The 22,810-nt window shown below is 39.1% G+C and carries 20 protein-coding genes and 2 pseudogenes; 10 read left to right on the forward strand and 12 right to left on the reverse strand.

The features are described from left to right. Positions 1-111 precede the first annotated feature (111 nt). Both AC2JBO_RS08805 and AC2JBO_RS08810 read right to left on the reverse strand, forming a co-directional pair. Positions 112-504 (reverse strand): hypothetical protein, encoded by a 393-nt coding sequence (locus AC2JBO_RS08805; RefSeq protein ID WP_496953260.1) that lies wholly within the window; start codon positions 502-504, stop codon positions 112-114. 46 nt (positions 505-550) lie between these two features. Then, complete coding sequence (locus AC2JBO_RS08810) at positions 551-721, reverse strand: hypothetical protein (protein WP_496953261.1); 171 nt, start codon at positions 719-721, stop codon at positions 551-553. 300 nt (positions 722-1,021) lie between these two features. Between AC2JBO_RS08810 and AC2JBO_RS08815 the strand changes: the two genes are divergently transcribed. Further along, positions 1,022-1,963, forward strand: coding sequence for an N-acetylmuramoyl-L-alanine amidase (locus AC2JBO_RS08815; RefSeq protein ID WP_496953262.1), 942 nt, complete (start codon positions 1,022-1,024; stop codon positions 1,961-1,963). A 443-nt stretch (positions 1,964-2,406) separates the two neighbouring features. Here AC2JBO_RS08815 and AC2JBO_RS08820 read toward each other — a convergent pair whose 3' ends face one another. Further along, positions 2,407-3,321 carry a histone deacetylase family protein gene (locus tag AC2JBO_RS08820; RefSeq protein WP_496953263.1) on the reverse strand — a complete coding sequence of 305 codons (915 nt, stop codon included), beginning with the start codon at positions 3,319-3,321 and terminating at the stop codon, positions 2,407-2,409. A gap of 199 nt (positions 3,322-3,520) precedes the next feature. Then, a complete protein-coding gene (locus AC2JBO_RS08825; protein ID WP_496953264.1) occupies positions 3,521-3,724 on the reverse strand; it encodes a hypothetical protein in 204 nt (67 codons plus the stop codon). 517 nt (positions 3,725-4,241) lie between these two features. Between AC2JBO_RS08825 and gyrA the strand changes: the two genes are divergently transcribed. From gyrA to AC2JBO_RS08840, 3 genes are all read left to right on the forward strand, one after another. Beyond that, positions 4,242-6,851: a DNA topoisomerase (ATP-hydrolyzing) subunit A gene (gene gyrA, locus AC2JBO_RS08830; RefSeq protein WP_496953265.1), complete on the forward strand. Its 2,610-nt coding sequence runs from the start codon at positions 4,242-4,244 to the stop codon at positions 6,849-6,851. 89 nt (positions 6,852-6,940) lie between these two features. Further along, positions 6,941-8,503 (forward strand): apolipoprotein N-acyltransferase, encoded by a 1,563-nt coding sequence (gene lnt / locus AC2JBO_RS08835; protein ID WP_496953277.1) that lies wholly within the window; start codon positions 6,941-6,943, stop codon positions 8,501-8,503. Between the two features lie 99 nt (positions 8,504-8,602). Then, positions 8,603-8,938: a DUF4870 domain-containing protein gene (locus AC2JBO_RS08840; protein WP_496953266.1), complete on the forward strand. Its 336-nt coding sequence runs from the start codon at positions 8,603-8,605 to the stop codon at positions 8,936-8,938. An 815-nt stretch (positions 8,939-9,753) separates the two neighbouring features. Here AC2JBO_RS08840 and AC2JBO_RS08845 read toward each other — a convergent pair. Both AC2JBO_RS08845 and AC2JBO_RS08850 read right to left on the reverse strand, forming a co-directional pair. Further along, the gene (locus tag AC2JBO_RS08845; RefSeq protein ID WP_496953267.1) at positions 9,754-10,440 is read right to left on the reverse strand and encodes an SAM-dependent methyltransferase; all 687 of its coding nucleotides are present in this window, start codon (positions 10,438-10,440) and stop codon (positions 9,754-9,756) included. Positions 10,441-10,466: 26 nt separating this feature from the next. Next, positions 10,467-11,840: a GH1 family beta-glucosidase gene (locus tag AC2JBO_RS08850; protein ID WP_496953268.1), complete on the reverse strand. Its 1,374-nt coding sequence runs from the start codon at positions 11,838-11,840 to the stop codon at positions 10,467-10,469. A gap of 120 nt (positions 11,841-11,960) precedes the next feature. On the opposite strand from AC2JBO_RS08850, the pseudogene AC2JBO_RS08855 reads away from it, so the two are divergent. Then, a pseudogene (locus AC2JBO_RS08855) lies at positions 11,961-12,158 on the forward strand (GFA family protein); the annotation flags it as partial. 308 nt (positions 12,159-12,466) lie between these two features. Here the strand turns inward: AC2JBO_RS08855 and AC2JBO_RS08860 are convergent. Beyond that, a complete protein-coding gene (locus AC2JBO_RS08860) occupies positions 12,467-13,120 on the reverse strand; it encodes a DUF3386 domain-containing protein (RefSeq protein ID WP_496953269.1) in 654 nt (217 codons plus the stop codon). Between the two features lie 107 nt (positions 13,121-13,227). Between AC2JBO_RS08860 and AC2JBO_RS08865 the strand changes: the two genes are divergently transcribed. Further along, on the forward strand, positions 13,228-13,920 hold the full coding sequence (locus tag AC2JBO_RS08865; protein WP_496953270.1) for a LuxR C-terminal-related transcriptional regulator: 693 nt from the start codon (positions 13,228-13,230) through the stop codon (positions 13,918-13,920). A 2-nt stretch (positions 13,921-13,922) separates the two neighbouring features. Here the strand turns inward: AC2JBO_RS08865 and AC2JBO_RS08870 are convergent, their stop codons facing one another. The 4 genes from AC2JBO_RS08870 to AC2JBO_RS08885 are packed head-to-tail and all read right to left on the reverse strand — an operon-like array spanning position 13,923 to position 15,307. Beyond that, positions 13,923-14,294: an aspartyl protease gene (locus AC2JBO_RS08870; protein ID WP_496953271.1), complete on the reverse strand. Its 372-nt coding sequence runs from the start codon at positions 14,292-14,294 to the stop codon at positions 13,923-13,925. Further along, a complete protein-coding gene (locus tag AC2JBO_RS08875) occupies positions 14,291-14,608 on the reverse strand; it encodes a hypothetical protein (RefSeq protein ID WP_496953272.1) in 318 nt (105 codons plus the stop codon). The genes AC2JBO_RS08870 and AC2JBO_RS08875 overlap by 4 nt, the downstream gene beginning before the upstream one ends. Before the next feature lie 16 nt (positions 14,609-14,624). Next, positions 14,625-14,993 carry an aspartyl protease gene (locus AC2JBO_RS08880; protein ID WP_496953273.1) on the reverse strand — a complete coding sequence of 123 codons (369 nt, stop codon included), beginning with the start codon at positions 14,991-14,993 and terminating at the stop codon, positions 14,625-14,627. Further along, the gene (locus AC2JBO_RS08885; protein ID WP_496953278.1) at positions 14,990-15,307 is read right to left on the reverse strand and encodes a hypothetical protein; all 318 of its coding nucleotides are present in this window, start codon (positions 15,305-15,307) and stop codon (positions 14,990-14,992) included. The genes AC2JBO_RS08880 and AC2JBO_RS08885 overlap by 4 nt, the downstream gene beginning before the upstream one ends. Positions 15,308-15,856: 549 nt before the next feature. Here AC2JBO_RS08885 and AC2JBO_RS08890 point away from each other — a divergent pair. The 4 genes from AC2JBO_RS08890 (at position 15,857) to AC2JBO_RS08905 (ending at position 22,105) form a co-directional block, all read left to right on the forward strand. Beyond that, on the forward strand, positions 15,857-17,182 hold the full coding sequence (locus AC2JBO_RS08890) for a tetratricopeptide repeat protein (protein ID WP_496953274.1): 1,326 nt from the start codon (positions 15,857-15,859) through the stop codon (positions 17,180-17,182). Between the two features lie 406 nt (positions 17,183-17,588). Then, positions 17,589-18,509, forward strand: coding sequence for a septal ring lytic transglycosylase RlpA family protein (locus tag AC2JBO_RS08895; protein ID WP_496953279.1), 921 nt, complete (start codon positions 17,589-17,591; stop codon positions 18,507-18,509). 348 nt (positions 18,510-18,857) lie between these two features. Then, positions 18,858-20,978, forward strand: a complete 2,121-nt coding sequence (locus tag AC2JBO_RS08900; RefSeq protein ID WP_496953275.1) for a catalase — start codon at positions 18,858-18,860, stop codon at positions 20,976-20,978. Positions 20,979-21,169: 191 nt separating this feature from the next. Beyond that, positions 21,170-22,105 (forward strand): RpnC/YadD family protein, encoded by a 936-nt coding sequence (locus AC2JBO_RS08905; protein WP_496953276.1) that lies wholly within the window; start codon positions 21,170-21,172, stop codon positions 22,103-22,105. A 184-nt stretch (positions 22,106-22,289) separates the two neighbouring features. Here AC2JBO_RS08905 and AC2JBO_RS08910 read toward each other — a convergent pair. Next, positions 22,290-22,810, reverse strand: a pseudogene (locus tag AC2JBO_RS08910) (hypothetical protein); the annotation flags it as partial.

Consider the following 22,810-nt stretch of genomic DNA (forward strand, 5'->3'; position numbering starts at 1 on the left):
ATCTTCAAGAATAATCGAGCTGAATGTCTGCCCATTTTTTGGGTAGAGTTTCTATTTAATTATTGCTTACAATAAGAGTAACAGACACATACTACCCTAAAACTTTAACAACTAATTAGATTTTTTCTCACTTGCTAGAAATTGCCGCAAGCTCAATAAGGAGAGTGTTTGTCCTAATGACAATGGTAAAACAGTCACTCCTTCTATACGTGATTGTACCCAACCATCACCCCAGTACCATTCGTGAAAACCATCAATTCCTTGACTTAGTAATAAACGTAAGCTGTCAGAATTAACGACTTCGACTCGGTGGTGAATGGAAATTGGTCCAAGAACGCGCGTAAATTCCAACCCTGGACGCAACTCATCTGGCATTGAGTTTGTAAAATTACCGGAGGGTAGCCATTTTGCCAGGTTTGCAGGACGCAGCAAACTGTTGCTTATGGCTGAAAAAGGCGCCTCGACTTCGATACGTAGTTGACTTTGTTGATATTTGCCGAACATTGGTGTCTGTGTATTAGTAAGTTCCTATTCAATTTTAGCTGTAGGATTAAGTTCGGCGCCAAACTCTATATTTATCGTTGACATCCATATCATCGTAACCAACATCGCTCCACGAAACATTCAAAGTTAAAATTGAGCCAAGTGCATTATTTGCACCAATCATTATGATTAAAGTTTCAATTCCCTCTTCAATGTCATATTTTTCAAGATTATTCAAAGGTATTTTGTTATAAACCCAGTTTCTGTACGTATCACATTACTAAATACTGCTTTAATTAGCACATAATTTATGTGTTTTTTACTTATGCATTCCACTTGATTTTACTTTCTAAAATCAATAATTTTGCTATATATTTTATCATGCCTGTTCTCTGTAAAATGTCGTATAAAGTACTTATATTTAAGTGGAAAATTGATGTATATTAGATTTTAGCAATCAAACATTAAGTAATAAATTATACATTAATTTTTCAAGTAACTAACGAAAGTAACATTATCCCTGGTGGAGGTGCTTCCCATGAAATTTGGAATCGATATTGGGCATAATTGTGCCCCTGATACAGGCGCCCGTGGTATTAAATTCGAGGATAATTTAACTGTAGATGTAGGAAATCGGGTAATATCTAAGTTAAGAGCATTAGGACATGAAGTAATCGAGTGTAGACCGCAAAGAGCAGGAACAGTCAGAGAATCACTATCACAAAGATGTGATCGAGCCAATTCTGCAAAAGTTGAAACATTCGTATCAATTCATTTTAATGCCTTTAACCAACAAGCAAACGGTACAGAAGTGTATGCAGTTGGGGAACAAAGTAGAAAAATTGCTAAAACAGTATTAGATGAAATAGTTAAGATAGGTTTTTTCAATCGTGGTGTCAAAAATGGTTCGCATTTATTTGTGTTGAGAAACACAAATATGGCTCGAATATTAATAGAAAGCTGTTTTCTTGACTCAAAAAAGGATATGGCTTTATATAATCCAGAAGCGATAGCCAATGCTATTGTTAAAGGTTTGACCGGACAACTACCTTCGCAACCTGTTAACTCATTACCTGACGAAGAAGACAATATTGATACATCGGTCTTACGATTACAGCGTGCGTTGAACCGACTCAAAATCACTGACCAAAACGGAAAAGTATTGATAGAAGACAATACTATCGATGTTCAAACAAAATTTGCACTCGAAAAGTTTCAGCGTATCGTTGGACTACTAGTTACTGGAGTTGCAAGTCAAACAAGCTGGGCAGCTATTAATCAAATTTTAGCAAAGCGAATTATTAGAGCCAATCATGCTGGAGGTCTTGTAATTCGGTATATACAGCACCGTATGGGTGTTGAGATAGATGGAGTATATGGTCTGGGAACCGAAGAAGCAGTAAAAAAATTCCAACGGCAAAATGGTTTGTTTGCTGATGGAATTATTGGACCTGCAAGCTGGCAAAAATTAATCGGGTAAGGTGGCAACGGATTATAAACGGATGTAACGGATAATTTATTTTAAACTGTAGGGTGGAATGTCACTGACTTAAGCATTTTGAGGCGCCAATAAATTGGGTAGGGTGCTTTCAAGCTATTACTATCAATCAATAAGCACGCGAAATACAGTGCTTTCACGCACCATAAACATCGTTAAGTAAGTGCCATTCAACTGTAGGGTGGAATGTCACTGACTTAAGCATTTTGAGGCGCCAATAAATTGGGGTAGGGTGCGTGAAAGCTATTACTATCAAGCAATGTAACGCCAAATACAGTGCTTTCACGCACCATTAATACGTTAAGTAAGTGCCATTCAACTGTAGGGTGCGTGACGCTACCAGCACTGCGCTTCGTTTTAAAATTTTAGTAGCGTCACGCACCCTACTTATCCTTTACATCCGTTGCATCCGTTGCAAATGATTACTACAAGCACCGTTCAATAGTTGCTACTACAGATTGAGAAAGTGTGTTCAAATCGTAACCTCCCTCTAAACCAAACAAAATTTTACGAGTTATCTGTAAGCAGTAATCGGTAAACAATCCGTAATCTCGTGGTTGGAGGTTAATATTTGCCAGTGGGTCATCAGCATTAGCATCATAACCAGCGCTGACGATAAGTAAATCGGGTTCAAAGTTCGATAAAAAGGGTATTACTTTTTTTTCAAATACTGGCTGATAAAGGCTAATATCGCTACCAGGTGGAAATGGTAGATTCAAAACATTATCGTGAAATCCACGTTCTGTGTGTTTACCAGTTCCAGGATAGCACGGATATTGATGTAAGGAACAATACGCTATTTGTGGATTTGTTTCGACTATCGCTTGAGTACCATTGCCATGATGGACATCCCAATCTAGAATTGCAACACGATCAATACCAGGTTTTTCAAGAGCATGAGCAGCTGCAATTGCAGCATTAGAAAATACGCAAAACCCCATTCCAGTCTCGCGTTCAGCATGATGTCCAGGTGGACGTGCCAAAACAAACGCGGGTTTACCTGTTTCCAAAACAATCTCAACTCCATCCAACCATGCACTTACAGCTAGTAAAGCAACATCATAGCTTTGAGGGGAAACGGTTGTCTCATAGTCTATAAAACTACCGCCATTCAAGCATATTTCTTGAACTTTCTGAATATAGCTGGAGTCGTGGGTTTGTTCTATTAATTTTACTAAAGAACGTTGACTTGCTGGAGTGGGCAGGCGCCATTCGATTTGAGATGCGATATTACTTTCACGTAGTGCAGCAGTAATAGCACTTAAACGTTCCGGTCTTTCTGGATGTTCCCTTCCTGTTTGATGTTGAAGAAACTCGTCAGAGTATATGACTGGTAGCATAGCACGGACATAAATAGCAGCAATTTTGAAATTGTAAAGGAAATCTAAGTGCTGAGTTATTAGTGCTGAGTGCTGAGTTTCAAGTGCTGAGTAAATTTTAAACTCCCTACTCTGCTCTTTGTACAGACGCGATTAATCGCGTCTCTACTCCTAACTCTTAACTCAGCACTCAGCACTCAGCACTCAGCACTTCTTATTCTTATCCTAAATCTTGTGGTCGATCGTCAAGCATTTCAGGCGCCACTGCTGGGTTAGATCTCAGTTCTTCAGCAGGCAAATCACGCATGACATCATCAATTCTGGGAGGGTGCTTAATCATATCTAATATCTCCGGACTGAGCTGCTCTGCGCTACTTTCAGAGTCGGATTTTTCTGCTTTTTTTGATTCTTTTTCTTCACTCATGATTTTGACCCTCAACTTGTTTGTTTATATCATAATTTCGACAATCCTTACACGCACACTGTCTTAAGGCTTATTTTGATTATTATTTTTTCTTAAAACCATCATATACATGAAAGCAATTATTTGAATATACTTACCCACAAAGCTTATTATTACTATCATTTTGATATTTATAATGTTAAATCAATAACTCTAATATTTCAACTATATTTTTATAAGATAAATGCATGATTATGATTATTTCAATCCATCGAATTTGTCTTGTCCATATAACGCCTGCAATATCTAAAAAAATTTGCTATATTGTATTTTGGCTTGATTGCAAAAAATTGTGTCTAATTTTTAATTTTTGAATCAGTATTTTTTATCTTGAAATCAGCCTCTCTGGAGCATAAAAAGAACATTCTGTGATAGAATTATATACAAATATGGCAATTATTCAAGAGAAGTAAGGAATAATTTGGCTTTATAACGGCTATCAAGGCTAAAAACAGCGATTTTTGGAGTTATTTAGGCTATGACATTCTCTCAGGAGAGGATTATCCCAACAGACCTACGGAATGAAATGTCCAGGTCTTACCTGGAGTATGCAATGAGTGTCATCGTGGGTAGGGCGCTGCCAGATGCCAGGGATGGTCTGAAACCTGTGCATCGCCGCATTCTCTACGCCATGCATGAGTTGGGCTTAACGCACGACCGACCTTTTCGTAAATGCGCGCGTGTAGTTGGGGAAGTATTAGGTAAATATCACCCACACGGCGATACGGCAGTATACGATGCCTTAGTACGGATGGCGCAGGATTTTTCGATGCGCTCACCTTTAATCGAAGGGCATGGTAACTTCGGTTCAGTCGATAATGACCCACCAGCGGCGATGCGATATACCGAATCTCGGTTGCAAGCGCTGACCACGAATGCACTATTGCAAGATATCGAGTCGGAAACTGTAGATTTTGCCAGTAACTTCGATGGTTCGCAGCAAGAACCAACCGTTTTACCCGCACGCGTACCGCAATTATTATTAAACGGTTCGTCGGGTATTGCCGTTGGAATGGCAACGAATATTCCCCCGCACAATTTGGGAGAGTTGATTGATGGGCTAGTAGCACTTATACACAACCCAGAAATCACAAATAACGAGTTGATGCAGTATATCCACGGCCCCGATTTTCCAACAGGCGCCACTATTTTAGGCACCTCTGGAATTCGAGATGCCTACATGACTGGACGCGGTTCGATAACAATGCGCGGTGTTGCGAATATCGAAACAATCGAACATCGTGGGCGCCCAGATAGGGAAGCAATAATTGTCACCGAGTTACCTTATCAAACCAACAAAGCAGCTTTGATCGAAAAGATTGCCGAGTTGGTTAATGATAAACGGATTGAGGGAATCGCTGATATTCGCGATGAAAGTGACCGTGATGGAATGCGGATTGTTATCGAGCTAAAACGCGATGCTTATCCCCGTGTAGTTCTCAATAACTTGTATAAACAAACTCCTATACAAGCAAACTTCGGCGCCAATATGTTGGCGTTAGTAAACGGCGAACCGCAAATACTAACTATCGGGCAGTTCCTACAAGTATTCCTCGATTTCCGCATCGAAGCAATCACTCGTCGGACGCAGTACGAACTACGAAAAGCCCAAGAACGTGACCATATTTTACAAGGTCTGCTGATTGCGCTGTCGCATCTAGACCAAATTATCAACACAATTCGTAGCGCTGCCGATGCTCCAACAGCCAAAGGTGAATTAATCACAACTTATGGACTCTCGGAAGTGCAAGCTGATGCAATCTTACAAATGCAGTTGCGACGGTTAACAGCACTCGAAGCAGACAAAATCCGCAACGAACACGAAGACCTGTTAGTTCAAATCGCTGATTTACAAGATATTCTGGCAAAACGTCAGCGAATACTCGAAATCATCGAAAGTGAAGTTACAAATTTAAGAGAAAGATTTGCAACACCACGGCGCACGTTAATTACGCACGCGGAAGGCGATTTAGGAGATACAGACTTAATCGCTAACGAAAAGGCTATAATCTTGCTAACCAAACAAGGTTATATCAAGCGGATGCCAGTAAACACTTTTGAAGCGCAACATCGAGCAACGCGCGGTAAAGCAGCAGCTAAGGTAAAAGATGACGATACCGTTGAGCATTTTCTTACCTGTTGCGACCATGACAGCGTATTGTTCTTTAGCGATAGAGGTGTCGTATATTGTTTGAAGGCGTACCAAATACCTGTTGGTTCACGCACAAGTAGAGGTACTCCCATCGTGCAAATGTTGCCAATTCCAAGGGAGGAAAAAATAACCTCTATCGTACCAGTCGATGAGTTTAGCAGCGAAGAATATCTCGTGATGCTAACAAAGGGCGGCAATATTAAGAAAACTGCATTAGAAGCGTTTAGTAATATTCGTTCTAACGGCTTGATTGCAATCTCACTAGAAGAAGGTGATCAACTGCGTTGGGTTCGTCGTGCAAAAGTAGAAGACAGCGTTCTTGTTGGTTCACGTCTGGGAATGGCAATTCACTTCCGCTGTAACCACGAACAACTTCGTCCCTTGGGTAGAGCAACTCGTGGTGTTAAATCCATGAAACTTAAAAAAGGTGATGAGCTTGTTGGTATGGATATTTTACCAGCGGCAATTCTTGAAACTTTCGCAGCAACTAACGAAGCTGAAGTAGAAGAAATTGAGGCGCCGGAAATTGAAGTTGAAGTTGAAACCGAGGAAGTAACAGAAGTTAGCGAAACCGCAAGCGTCGGTCCTTGGGTACTGGTAATTACAATGGGAGGATATGGCAAGCGTGTTCCTGTCGCTCAATTCCGTCTGCAAAACCGTGCAGGGCAAGGTTTGATGGCGACCAAATTTAAAAACCGCAAAACCAAAGACAAGCTTGCAACTTTGCAAATTGTCAACAGCGATGATGAAATAATGATGGTAACAAATCGCGGTATCATCATTCGGCAGGCAACCAACGCAATTTCGATCCAATCGCGTTCAGCTACAGGTGTACGTGTTCAGCGTCTCGACGAAGACGACGCAATTACAGGAGTAGCAGTAGTCCCACCTGATGCTGAAGGTGTTGAAGTTGCTGAAGTTGCTGAAGTCGAGTAGTTAAAGATTAAAAAAGGTGAGTAAAAACTATGAGTAATAAACCAACAAATAATTTTTACTCACCAAAAACCATTCACAACTTTCCATTGATGATATCTATAATTGCCCTATCAAGTGGAGTGCTGATGGGGCTTACTGTTGCACCATTTGGCGCCTGGTTTTTAGCTTGGTTTGCTTTTGCCCCACTATGGATATTAATATTTAACTCAGCACAATATAAAATTAAATTACCATATTTTCGACTATCAGGCACCTGGGGTATAGGTTATTATGGCGCCACACTTTCATGGATAACAGGACTTCATCCATTAACTTGGATGGGAGTACCTTGGTTATCGAGTATAGGTATTGCGCTTTTTGCCTGGACTTTCGTAACATTTTGGGGAACCCTACTAGCGATGAGTTGGGGAAGTTGTTTTTTTTGGATTAATCGTAAACTAAAACCATCTCCTCTCACCCCAATATTGCGCGTTTTAATTGGTACTACCCTTTGGTGTGTTCTCGAACGAATTTGGAGTCTAGGTCCGCTGTGGTGGAGTTCGCTATCATACACTCAAAGTCCTCATAATCTAGTAATTTTACACCTAGGTCAATATAGTGGTGCCAGTGCTGTTACTGCCTCAATTGTTGCAGTAAACGGACTTATAGCTGAAGTGTGGATAAAAACAAGAGAAAATACCAAATACAATAAATATTATTTTATACCTTTAAGCTTGTTTTTGATACTGCATTTAATAGGCTTTAATTTATACAACCAACCTTTAGTTCAACCAAAGGAAACAGCATTAAAAATAGGAATTATTCAAGGCAATATCCCCAACCGTATCAAGTTTGATTACTATGGATTACGTCGTGCAATCGAAGGTTACACAACTGGATATTTAAAATTAGTAGACCAAGGTGTAGATGCAGTGCTGACACCAGAAGGAGCATTACCTTACTTTTCGCGCGAGATACTAGATAGTTCATTAGTTGCAGCAGTAAAACAAAAAGGAGTTGTTGCTTGGATAGGTGGTTTTGCAGAACGTCCAAACAGCAATGCTTACGCCAATAGTTTATTTACCTTTACAGGTGATGGTAAAATCTATAGTCACTTCGAGAAATCTAAACTAGTACCCCTAGGTGAATATGTACCATTTGAAGAAATACTTGGTAAATTAATCAGGCGCCTATCACCAGTAACAGCGCGTCAAGTACCAGGTTCAACTTTGCAAATATTTGATACACCATTTGGACGTGTAATTGCTGGTATCTGTTACGAATCTGCTTTTCCAGAACAATTTCGGCGCCAAGCATTTTCAGGTGGAGAATTTATTATTACCGCTTCCAACAACGACCCTTATAGTAAAGCGATGCAAATGCAGCATCATGCATTAGATACGATGCGCGCGATAGAAACCGACAGATGGGCAGCGCGCGCAACTAACACAGGTTTATCAGCATTTGTCAATCCCCACGGACAAACTTTGTGGATATCAGGACACAACACCTACGAAACCCACGCAGAAACAATTTATCGACGCACCTCCCAAACAATGTACGCGCGTTGGGGTGACTGGTTAACACCCTTACTAATAATTCTAAGCATCCTAACATGGACTATTTATAGTCGTAGGTTGAGTGAACGAAGCGCGCAACCCGACAAAAACTAGATTTAAATATAAAAATCTTCTATAGGAATGATAGTTAACCCAACCTACAAAAGCTAAAATAAAGAAGTAAAAACCATTACAGCTTCATAGGATTGTTGTATGGAAACGATTGCTCAACGTAAGCTTTTATCCGCTCTATGTCACGGAGCTGTATTTTTCAGTTCTACAATTGTGTCAATAGGTATACCAATCGCTATACTCTCGATTAGTAATGACCCAGTAGTTAAAGATAATGCTAAAGAATCTTTAAACTTTCATATTAATCTTTATATAGCGGCATTTGTTTTTGGATTATTAGCATTTGTACTAATTGGTATTCCGCTTTTAATAGTACTGGGTATTTTTAGTTTTATAATGCCAATTATTGGAATTATCAAAGTACTTGAGAACGAGAATATACCTTACCGTTACCCGTTCATTTTTCACTTTTTTTAGTTCATCGAAAAAGCCCGGTTTCTATAAATATACCTTTGCTAAAATTCGATACCTATACAAGCAAAGCCTGCCTTCGCAGGCTAGCATTATATGCTATAAATTGTCCCAAGCGAGCGCCGCGAAAAATCTAAAAATATGTATGGATAGTGATAAATATTTATCGCATTCCTAAATAATTTGTGAACAAAATATCTATATAATATGAATCGCTAATAAATTCTCTGTATATACTTTTTATTAGCTTATTTAATCGTCAGGAAATTGCCAGCACGAGATAGTTTCTATGTCCTTACTGCTGTATTTTTTACACACAACATGTTTTGATGAATCTACCCACTCGTAATTACACGCGCGGCAGTGACAAAAGATGTTATTACGGTTTGCTTGTTCAATATACGAATAGGAATAAACATTTTGTCATCATTAAATATTCCTTTGCTATTGAATGCTTGCCTTATAAATTTTGGTACTTCCGCTCTTAATGAATTTTCAATCTTGTGTAAATTATTTATGCAGGTTGGCCACATAATTTTTGTTTATTAATTTTTATGGGTTAGCTTCACTGTGTAGAATGATAACGCTATATGTTCTGACCGAGGCTTAAGATTTTCCCCCTTCCCTTCAAGGATACTGCTGGCGAATAGGGGGTAACACCCTTTATTCCGTGAAAACAGGCGTGTAGAGACGCGTTCACGGAGTGTACCGCAGGTAAATTTCGCGTCTCTACATTTCCGGAAACAACGCAAAATCGTGAATGTGAGGGGCGATACCCCTGAATGACCAGCAGTATCCTTCAAGGGAAGGGGGTTAGGGGGTTAGGTTTCCACATGATGACTAATTTTCAACATTTGATTACCTCCTTTTTGAAACTCATAATTTACAGTTTGAAGGTCTACATTCATACCTTTACTCGATAACTCCTGAATTACTGGTTCAAGATAAGGTGATATTTGACAATCAAGATTAAGTAAAGGAAAAATCCGAACTTCACGAGATATTCTTAAAAGTTCAAAAATCGAAGCAATGTGAAAATCAAGCGATAGCTGTTGCGAGTATAAGAAAAGTAAATGAGAACATAAGCATAATTCAAACTGATTGTCAGCTAGTTCTAAATGTGGTAAAGATTGATATAGGTAACGTCCTGTTGCTTTGCCTGCTTCATAATCAATTAAAAATTTTTCCATTGTGGCAAGACGAATTTGACCGAGTTCATCAGCATTCGAGAAATTTTTCCAAACGAAACGGCTGGAATTTTGCTTAAGTTGAGAAATGATTGGTTCGTAAATTTCTTCTACTCGCTGTTTGATTTGTTGAGCAGAGAATTGATATATTGGGTCGATGGATACAACCGAATATCCTAGTTGCGTCATTTCGGTGTTGAAACTAGCAGGACCATCACCGCATCCAAGAATTTTAGTTTTTAAATCTGTTTCTGATAGATTGAACATTAGCTTGTATTCTTCTAATGTTCTGCCCCAAGGTACTACTTCGTTTAATTTCATAATGTTAATTCTTTAAATATTGGCGCCTACGCTACGCTGTTTTGACGAATACATTCTTTGTACCAGTCAAAACTAGCTTTGGGAATACGTTGTTGCGTTGCATAATCTATATATGTAATGCCAAAACGGCGCCCATAACCCCAAGCCCATTCAAAGTTATCCATAAAACTCCATAAAAAATAGCCTTTTAATGGGTATCCTTCACTTACCGCGCGGTGTGCTGCTTTGAGATATTGACGAAGATACATAATGCGGTCAACATCAATAATTTCACCTGCTGCATTAACTTCATCTTGTGCTGCACAACCGTTTTCGGTGATAAATACAGGTAAATTTGGATGTCCTAACGTTTCGCTGATATGTCGAATACCCCAATAAATGCTTTCAGGTAAGATATTCAACCAAGGCATATACATTCGTGGATAACCTTCAGGTAAATCCAGAAACTCATAACCGCGATTATTATCTGCCGAGCGTACATATCCACCCGTGTAAATATTCAACCCAATAGCATCGAGTGGTTGATGAATAATTTCTAAATCTCCTGGCTGAATATCTGGCGCCTCTTCACCAAGTTCTTCCAATATTGTAGAACTGTAGGCGCCTGTTAACAGGGGAAAAATAATCCCACCATTTTGCATAGAAGTATGTAAAGCTTTTTTTGCAGCTTCAATATTAGCTGGTGACTCGCTAATTGGTACAGTCACACTCATATTATCAACTATTGCAACTTTACAAGGTATTGGAGTTGCCGCGCGGATAGCTTGACATGCTAAACCGTGTGCAAGAATGGCATGATGGGAAGTTTGCCATACTTCCTTTTTACTACTTACACGAGTACCAGGTGCATGAGGTGGTTCTTGCGCCACATCGTAACCCATATGGGTAAAACAGGGAATTTCATTTATAGTCATCCAGTTAGTAACTTTATCACCCAACCTAGTAACCACCGCCGTTACATAATCAGCAAAATCATAAGCCATTTGACGATGGCGCCATGAACCATATTTATCTTCTAACGCTTGGGGACTATCCCAGTGAAATAAAGTAGCATGTGGCGTAATGCCATATTTAAGCAAACAATCAATTAAACGCTTGTAAAAATCAACACCAGCCTCATTAACATTTCCCCTACCATCAGGAATAATTCGTGCCCACGCAATACTAAACCTGTAATGCTTTACACCCAAAGAAGCCATTAACTCCACATCAGCTTCATACCGATGATAATGGTCACAAGCAACCTTTCCAGTATCACCATTCAGTACCTTACCAGGAGTACTGCTAAAAGTATCCCATACACTAGCTTGGCGCCCATCTTCCTCACTTGCACCTTCAATTTGATAAGAAGCAGTAGCAACACCCCAACAAAAATCATTTGGAAATTGATAAACACTCATAAATAGTAAAATAAATTAAAAACTATCTTTTCTTTCTTTCTTTCTTTCTTTCTTTGTGTCCTTTGTGACTACCCTGCGGGAAATCCTCCGGATTATGTGGTTCAATCCTCTTAAATCATCATGCCAATAACCAACCAAACAATAACATATCAAGGTGGATGTCATTGCGGTGCCATCCGCTTCCAAGTCACAGTAGACAACCATAAACTAGACGAATGTAACTGCTCAATTTGCAGCAAAAAAGGCTTTCTACATCTAATTGTTACAAAAGATAAATTTACATTGCTTCAAGGTGAAGAAAAATTACAAATATATACATAAAATACTGGTATACAAGTTTCCGAATTTAAGTAGACAAAATGATATTAAAATTTCAACCATATTAATTATGAATACTTTAGAACTATCAATGTTGTGGAACAGGCATCTTGCCTGTTACATATATAAATTAAAGATACTATTATTTACAAACTTCAAGCTAAAGTAATTACATTACGGAAAAAATTAAAAATCCCGGCTTCTTGAAGAAATCGGGATTTTAAGTATTTGTGCTATGGGACGGGCAAGGATGCCCTTTCCACAAGATAGTTCTACAAGATAGTTCTACAGTATGTTCTGAATAAAACCTAAGCAGCAGGTTCTAGTAATCTGATGTTGGAGAAGACAAATTCTTGAACAGAGGGTTTACCATCAACATCGGTAGTAATTTCGCGACGGTTGAGAATAAAGTATTTACCTACTTTCTCATATTCATCTACGAAATAACTCATACCACCTTTTTGTTCGCCTGTTTGAGGGTCATGGTATATCGAGTCGTAGGTGTGGGAAAGGTATCCTTCACCTGTATCATGGCTGCTGAAGGTGTTGATAGTGACAACTACATTGTGAATGTGACGGTGAACTAAGCTAACTTCGTTGTTACGAACTTTGTATTTGTCACCTGTTGCTTTACCACCCATTAAAAGTTCTACTGCACCATCTTCATCTGTGGCGCCATATGTAAAGGTATTTTCGCCGTGGGTTTGTTCAAAGGTACGACGGACACGGTGAACAGCAATTTCCCATGCTTGACCGTGAATTGCTTTTTGTGCCTCTTCGTCTTCAACACCCAATACTTCCGCCTTCATATTGGCGCCGATAGTAACTTTACCTGTATACTCTTTACCATCATACTTGTAGGTAATATCAGCTGTGTAACCAGGGAAATCTTTGTCCCAGGTGTAACGGTTTTCGTAGGCAGCGCGGAAAAGCTCTTTAGCTGATACTTGTGTGGCTGTCATGGACTTCTCCTATAGAGTATTGTATATGTTTGCTTTTACTTGCTTCTGTTATCTACTAGGATAGAAGTAATAGAGTCAGTCCGCCTAGACCCCAACTGGGTACACTTATGCCAAATGAGCTCCACACCGTATTTGATGCAATAGCTGGCGCCCAAACCGAACAACAACTGCAACTTGCTGTCATGGAAACGGTAGGTGAACACTTTGACGTACAGCGTTGGGGTATTTATCTTTTAGATGAGCAACCCGAAGTAAAGGTAAATTCTCAAGGTTTTCCCGACATCCCTGAAGTTTGCTTACGGGGAAACCCTGTTGGTAAATATGTTGTTGAACGTCACGCACCAGCACATGAACAATTAATATTACCCGCTGGTGACTGGAAACAATTTTGTTCGCGCGATGACCATGCACACGTAATGAGTGGTCCAATTGTCGCTGACGGGCACCTTGTGGGAACATTAAATTTAGCGCGCGCCAAAGGAAACCCCGCCTTTACAGCAAATGATTTAGCTGATTTAAGTGCATTGTGCTTACATTTATCAGCTAAATTGGCATCGCTACGAGCGCAACCTAAACCATCTTCTAATATTACTGCTTCGAGTCTCTTAACTCCGCGTGAATTAGAAATTGCCGAACTTGTAGCGCGCGGTTTAACGAATGCTGAAATAGGAGAAAAACTTTGGATTACACAAAACTCTGTGAAACAAGCATTAAAAAGAATGTTTCGTAAACTCGAAGTCAGCGCGCGTGCGGAAATGGTAGCAAGGTTACAAGATATCTTGCCATCCAAAGTTAGTTGATATTAGGCTAACCCTTCGGTCAATACACCTGCGGGAAAATCTGCGACTAAACGCTTTGTTTGTAGCCATTGAACGCCTAGTAAAATCTCTTGTAGTTGTCTTCCTGCTAATACAGAAATAGAAAACTCTTGTTCATCTAAAAAGACTGCTCCAGTATATAAAGTAAACTGTGCCTCACCCTGCGCTGTCAACATATCTTCCGTTTGGTTTTCACGTATCCATCCAAGACTATTTGCATCCTGAGCATCAATGGCTAACCAACCAGAAAACCCTGTGTCTAGTAATGCTTTAACAGGAATCTTGCTACCGTCCGCAGCTATTAATTCAATTTCAAAGAGTAACTCACCCTGACTATTAAATTCACCTGATATCATATTCTTCCACAAGTTCCTGTTTCGTTTAATCGCATCAACATACGCATTTTGCTACCATATTTTTCACGTGATTTTGCTCTAGCAGCGTCTACATCTTGCTCAATGATATGGTCTTCGCTATCAGGTTCAATTACAATAAACCAATCGTAATGATTATTAATAAGTTTAGGCTGCACACGGTCAAAAATTGCGCGGCAGCGCTTGTAAAATACCTTGTCTTCTGCTTCAAGTCGCGCTTGTTCTTCAAGAGACAATTGGTTTTCAGGAAATACTCTACCTCTACGAGCCGTTTGACGTGAGGATGCTTGTGTCATATTTTTGATGTTTACGTTAACCCAATGTCAACACCCCTGCTGGAAAATTTGCAACTAAAGGCTTTATTTGCAGCCAGTATACACCCAAAAGAATGCCTTCAAACTGATTGCCAGCCAAAACTTCAATAGTAAATTGTTCATCATCTAGAGATATTGTCCCCTCGTAAATGTCAAAGTCGGCTTCTCCCCACGCAGTGTTCATTTTACGTTGTTCTTGTGTATTTAAAACCCATCCAAGGCTTTCTGCGTCTTGAGTGTCAAGTGCTAACCACCCAGTAAAACCCGTATCAAGAACCGTATTGACTAGTAACTCGTCTTTATCTGCTGCTACTAAACTAATGTCAAATACCAGCTCACCCTGGCTATTAAACTGACCTGTTATCATACTCTGCCACAGGTTCCTGTTTCATTGATTCGCATGATCAGGCGTAATTTGCTAGGATGTTTCTCACCAGCTTTTGCTCTAGCAACTTTTTCATCTTGGTCAATAAAATAATCTCCACTATCTGGCTCAATCACAATGAACCAGTCGTAATGGTCTTTAATTAGTTCGGGCTGTACGCGATCAAAAATTAAACGACAACGCCGGGAAAAAGCTTCTTTTTCTGCTTTACGCTGCTCCAACTCTTCTTTTGACAATTGTCGTTCAGGAAATACTCTACCTCTACGAGGCGTTTGACGTGAAGATGCTTGTGTCATATTTTCAGGTAAATCACTACCGTTTGAATTAGTAACATTGTACATAAATTAAACCATTTGTGGAAGTGCTAGCAAAATTTTGTTATACAATTACATTTTTTATTAGGCTGCTAATAACTAGTTGATTCTTTTTGCTTCACAATATTATTTTGATATAATTTATACAAATTTTCTGTTAATAATGTAACATGCGCGCTTCGGGTATGGGCAGGCGCCATTATTAAGTACGATGAATTCTAGATATTCGGCGCCATTACATTCTCGAATATAAGTTGTGTTAATTTTTTGATAATTGAAGTATTAATAGCTACTTGCCCTATTGCTTTAAGTTGCGGTTTTTGCTAAATGTCGAGTAACAGTATATAACAATCCGCTTATCAAAAGTAAAATTCATATTGTAGAGACTCCATTAATGGAGTCTCTACGTAATGTATTAAATTTATTTACAACTTTTGAGCTGACTGTTATAGAAAGTACCTTTTTAACTCATACAGTTAATAGCTGGATGATTCGCTCTGCCTGGGTGAAGTTCTACTTACCTTTATACTTATGTTTTTACTACCAGAGTCGGCTAAACCTATCAAGATTTTTTTCGCTTACTCTCCCTCTTATCAAGATGAACAACTTAGACAGGTGTTAGAAAAGCACTTGATGGGATTGGATGATTTAGATGTTGTCATGGTTTGGTATCAACATCATAGTGAAAAAAAATCTATAGACTATGAGAATTCTTATCATCTGCAAACTGCCGATGTAATTGTCTTGCTCATTAGTTCGGATTTTTTGACTTTGATTCAAAACCGAATTGACTGGAATAGTGAAATAGCTAAATTACAGGAAAAGCATTTATTAGGTGAGGTTGTAGCTATACCTATACTTTTATACCAAGTTCATGGCTGGCAAAAATTACTCGGTAATATTTCCCCTCTACCAAAAAATGGAATGCCAGTAAAAAGCTGGCAAAACCCTGATGCTGCTTTACTTGATATATCACAAGGTATCGAGACAACAGTTGTAGAACTTAAACAATATCAGCAGCGGTTACAGGAATATAGATATAGTTATGGAGCAGCAATAGTTCAAGAGTATCCACTTCGTACAAAAGCTTTAAATAATTTGAACGATATCAAGAATTACTTGAATATCAAAAATCAAGATGCAGACTTAGTACACCAAGAAGTAACCGCACAAGCGAAACGTGAATACAAGCAAAAGTTACTGCAATACAAGAAAGAGTTAGATTATTTTACACGTAACAGCAAGTTTATTGCAGAAAAAGACCTGCAAAAGTTACAGTCTCTTCAAGAATTCTTGTGTTTACAGCAGGAAGATATTGCTCAATTTCAACAACCAAGTCTTTCACCTATAGCCTCAAAGCTTCTTAAATTTTTATTGACATTTGACTATAAGTATGCAATCAAAACAACATTAATTGGGCTTTTAGTTCTCGGTGTTATAACAGTAATAATTTTCATAAGAACCTCTACTGCAAAATCAGTTGATAGATTACTAACACAAGCACAAAGCAAGTTTGAGCAGGGTAACTATAAAGGTTCTATCGAAACTTATACAGGCGCCATCAAACTAGACCCTCAAAATATTAATGCTTATATTGGACGTGGTAACGCTCACTCCTACCTTAAAGATTACCAAGCTGCTATCAACGATTATACAAAAGCAATTAGTCTTTCCTCTCAGGCGCCCATTGCTTACATGAACCGCGCAGTTATAAATTGCACTCTCGGTAAAGAGCAAAACGCTATCGAAGATTATCAGCGCGCGGCAAGTATATACAAACAGCTTGGCGCCGAAGAGGAAAGCAAGCAAGCCATCCAAAGGTTAAACAATCTTCAAATATGTCTACCCACTAATTAAAACTCATAACCACCAATCAACCATCCGTTACATCCGTTACATCTGTTGCCAATTTTATCCTGAGTATTAATTGCATTATATATTACATTAACTCTACCTTAAGATAGATACAAATTTGAGTTTTTTGTAATCTCACCTACAAAACAAGATTATTTAGTTAGAAAATAAAAATAAATTTGGTAAAAAAATAAAATATTGTGATGTACATCACTTGGAAATAGTGATCTCAATTTGATAAATTGACCACGTTGAAGTTATTGAAGTTATAAATTTTACTTTCAAGATTCGGGGAACGTCTGTTGCAAGCATGAAAGATAAGTCCGGGTTTTTGAGTGTTGTGACTTTAAATGTTCAACATTCAAACGAACAAAATCGTAGTTCTTCAATCAAGAAAAAAACAGAACACATGAAAAATACAAAGCTGTGGTCAGTTGTTGCTTTGTCAACTACTGTTTTAGGAATACCTTCGGTTGCTAGTGCTGCAACAACGAAAAAAACTTCTCCCCAATTACCACCAAAAGGTGATAACACTCAGGGAGAATCGTCGGCAACCGAAAAGCCAGGTACACCTGCTATAATCACTCAAATCCACGCGCATACCGTATCTGGTCGTCAAGCAGCGACATTGTACGTTCGTAGTATTCCTGTCCTAACTTTTATTGGTCAAGAAACCAATCCAGTTGAAAGAGCAAACGCGGTTGCAGCTAAAATTAATCAGCTAGTCGCTTCTAATGTTGATGCAAATCAAATCACAGCTAGCTGGACTAAAGACCGCCAAAGTATCAAAGTCAATGGCGAAGAACTAGTACAAATCGATGCCAGCACAATATTACCAGACACCACTAATAACTTAGCGCAAGATACACTACAAGCAACTAATCGTCTACGTAGACTTATTGGTGGCGCCCAACCTTTAAACCAGCCAAATATCGCGCGGCAAGAAAAGACCCAACCTACAGCTAAAAAGCCAGAAGTTACTAAACAACAATCTACAGCTAAAAAACCACAACAAAATACAAGTGCGAAAGTAAAAGCAACCAGTAACGGTACAGCTTCTTACTACAGTTACGGAGATTCCTCCCGTACTGCAACTGGTGAAAGATTCAATCCTCAAGACTTAACGGCAGCACACCGCACCTTACCTTTTGGTACTCGTGTTCGCGTTACTAATAACTGGAATGGTCGCTCTGTAGTTGTACGAATTAATGACCGTGGTCCCTTCATCCGTGGTCGAATTATTGATGTATCACTCGGCGCCGCAAAACAACTAGGAATGATTAGCAGTGGTATCGCATCAGTAAGAATAGAAGTTTTAGACAATATTTAGACGTGATACTAGATTGGCAATACATAGAACATCCCAAAAATTAAATCATCAATCTTGTGGGACAGGCATCCTTGTCTGTCACATATTTATATGATGCCAGAATATACACCCTTTTATATAGCTACAGTTCAAAGCAACTACTTCTGCTGGTTGATGGCGCCTGAAGTTGAAAGTTTGAAGATAAGTGAGTAGCAGCACAAACAAAATACAAACCCTACAAAAGCGCTTTTGTTATCTCGTGCGTGATAGTTCACGCCTCTTGGGATGGTAAAAGCTATTTGTTTGCTGTTTACAAAACATTGTCTTTATATCTTGACTCACATAGCCAGACTAGTAAACAGAGATTTTATGAACGAACATACTAACGAGCAAAGCAAAAATCAGGACTTAGAACAATTCCGCAAAGAGCCGGGAGAATTATTAACAACTAACGAAGGGGTAAAAGTCAATAATACAAATGACTCACTCAAAGCTGGTACACGTGGACCAAGTTTGCTAGAAGATTTTCATTTGCTAGAGAAAAACGCGCACTTCAACCGCGAACGTATTCCTGAGCGCGTAGTTCATGCTCGTGGTGTTGGCGCCCACGGTTATTTTCAGCCATACGAATCATTATCTGAGTTAACAAAAGCAAAGTTCCTTCAAGACCCTTCAGTAAAAACTCCTGTTTTTGTTCGCTTTTCAACAGTGGCAGGGTTCCGGGGTTCAGCAGATGCAGTACGTGATGTACGTGGTTTTGCAGTGAAGTTTTACACAGAAGATGGAAACTACGACTTGGTAGGTAACAATATCCCCGTCTTCTTTATCCAAGACGCGATGAAGTTCCCCGACTTAATTCACGCAGTTAAGCCCGAACCTCATAACGAAATGCCCCAAGCTTCTTCTGCACACGATAACTTCTGGGATTTTGTGTCATTGATGCCCGAGTCGATGCACATGATAATGTGGTTGCTATCTGACCGTACCATCCCTCGCAGCTATCGAATGATGCAGGGTTTTGGTGTTCATACTTTCCGCTTTGTTAACGAACAAGGTAAAGCACGGTTTGTTAAATTTCATTGGAAGCCATTGCTCGGTATACATTCAATGGTATTCGATGAAATTCAAACTTTGGGTGGTAAAGACCCCGACTTCCACCGTCGCGATTTGTTAGAAGCTATTGAAGCAGGTAATTTCCCTGAGTACGAACTTGGTGTACAAATTATCGAAGAAGAAGACGAATTTAAGTTTGACTTCGATATTCTCGACGCAACAAAGATAATTCCTGAAGAGTTAGTACCTATTAAACCAATTGGTAAGATGGTTCTTAACCGCGTCCCCGATAACTTCTTTGCAGAAACTGAGCAAGTAGCATTCCAACCTACAAATGTAGTACCAGGAATTGATTTTTCTGATGACCCATTATTACAAGGTCGGATATTTGCCTACCCAGATACACAAAGACATCGTTTAGGAACAGCGAACTTTGAAAGTTTGCCTATTAATAAACCTGTATGTCCGGTTCATAATGACCAACGTGATGGGTTCTCGCAACACAATATCCACACTTCTAAGGTAAACTACTTCCCGAACTCACTCGGTGGTGGTTGTCCAATGGCATCACCCGAAAATTTAGGCGCCTTCGTACATTACGCTGAAAAGTTAGGTGGTAGAAAAGTTCGTGAACGTAGCGAAAGCTTCAGCGACCATTTCTCGCACGCAACACTATTTTTAAATAGTATGTCCAAAGCTGAGAAGGAGCATTTAGTTAAAGCTGCTCACTTCGAGTTAGGCAAGGTGATGAACAAAGAGGTCAAAGAACGTGTAGTTGGTTTATTTAACCACGTTGACCATGAGTTTGCCACTTTAGTCGCCGCAGGATTAGGTTTAGAGGCGCCAGCGAAAGAAGTAATTCCTAATCATGGTAAGAGTTCTCCTGCTTTAAGTATGGAAAACCAACCTTCATATTCAATCAAAACACGTCAAATTGCAATTTTAGCTGCTGATGGCGTAGATGCAGCGCAATTAATGGCTGCAAAACAAGCTCTTGAAGCAGAAGGCGCCCAAACAAAACTTGTCTCCAAGTTTGGCGGTAAGATAAAGGGAACAGACGGAAAAGAAATTGACGTAGAAAGAACTTTCCTTACCAGTGCTTCAGTAATGTTTGATGCCGTTTACATTCCCGGAGGAGCGCAAAGTATAGCAACTCTCAAATCGGATAATGATGTAAGCGAATTTATTCATCAAGCATTCAAACATTGTAAAGCCATAGCCGCAACTGGTGAAGGTGTAGATTTGATAGTAGCAGCTAACATCAAAGATGTAAAACTAGCTGACACAGAAAAATCCGTTTCTGACAAAGGTGTTATTACTAGCCGTAATGCATCAAGTGTCAAACAAGTTGCTAAAGACTTTGTACAAGCTATCACACAACACCGTCACTGGGTGAGAGAAGAGAAAAAAGAAACTAAGCAAATGATACCTGCGTAAGGATTCATACTTAGATTATTTAGATTCCCGATTTCTTGAAAAGTCGGGAATTTTTTTATATAACTTGTAAAAATAGAAACAAGAAGAATGTTCATTTCAAGATTTATTAATCAAGTATATAATTATATTTAGTTTGTTAGAGAATAAAAGCTAGGTGATAAAAACCCAGGCTCTGTATCTCGACAAATTCAATGACAAAAAACCCCTTCGACCAATTTTCCAAGCAATTTTTCAAGGAATGTCTATCACCATTAGGTGAGGTAAGAATTAGTGAAGAAATTCCAGGTGAAGCAAAATATGTTGATATTTGGTTTATTCCATCAGTTAAACCTAGCGCTGACATTTTGTCCGACTTGGGTATTTTAGCCAGAATTGCTGAAACTCCCTGTTTGTTGGAACCATTCCGTAACCAACCCACAGATGAAGAAATTCGTAGTTGTATAGGTAAGTTAGTTCACTTGGAAGCTGAACTCCGACGTGAAGCAAAGCGAGATGAGGATAAGATACTTGACTCGGAACTTCCACGGTTATGGATTATTGTAAGCTCTTTTTCGGATGAAGCGTTATATGATTTTCCTGTTTTCAGCGACCCAAGTTGGCCAGATGGTATATACTTCTCAAGAAAAACACTTTTGACTCGAATTGTTGCAATTAATAGATTACGGCGTATCCCAGAAACACTTTGGTTGAGAGTTTTGGGTAAAGGGTTAATACAAAAACAGGCTGCTGATGATGTAATCGCTTTACCAAAAGGAAATCCCAAACGTTCCAAAATTTTAAACCTACTCTATAGTTGGAAGATTAACATGGAAGTAAGCACCGAAATTGACGATATTGAAGATAGGGAAGAAATAATGATGAACTTATCACAAGCTTATTTGGAGTGGGAACTGGAAACTGTCGAGCGCGGTAAGGAGATTGGTAAGGAGATTGGTAAGGAGATTGGTAAGGAGCAGGAACGACGCTCTGTTGTCGAAAACTTGCTGACTGTTCGCTTTGGTTCGTTAGACCCACAACTTCAAGCAATTATTCCATCTGTGTTGGCGCTGTCACCAAGAGAATTTACCCCTATATTAATGCGATTATCGCGCGAGGAATTAATCGCTAGATTCGCTATGCAGAACTAAAAAATTATTTGTAGTGAGTAGAAATATTGGCAACGGATGATAAACGGATGTAATAAAATAGTTGATTGAAAATAATCAGGTTTTGTTTTTAACCAATAATTTATCCGTTACATCCGTTATATCCGTTGCGAGCTAACCCCCAAATTTAATGACACAAACCAGTAGTAGTTAGGTTTCCCTTATTTTATTGTTCAGTTCTTACTGTTGAAGCTGGCTGTCTACCAGTATTTCTGACGTTAATAACTTTACCTAATAAATCGAACCAGAACGATGCCCCCATTGCAATTGCAATTCCACTGATTATCCAACCAGGAATAAAAGTAATAATTCTCCATATTGGAAATGGTCTGCGCTGTTTACTTGTCCATGAAGCTTGTCGTTGTAGGTTTGCATCAGTCCAACCAATAGGTAAAGCTATATCATTCAAAGCTTCATCAGTTTGACTTCGTAATGTCTCAATATCCACGTATCCTAACTGATTACGATTTTGTAACACTATTTGTCCAGCATTTTGTGTAATAGTATCGCGTAATGCAGAATCTTTTGATAATCGACTTACCATGTAAAAAGTATCCGCATTCGTTGCCGCTGCAATAATTAAACCCAGTAATAAAGCTACACCTTTGGCATTACGTTTATACACACCCGACGCGCGTTCCATTGAATTATCAAAATTATGCTCAATTTCTTGACGTAGTGCGTTGA

The organism is Calothrix sp. CBUCES-K 9914, assembly GCF_059640475.1.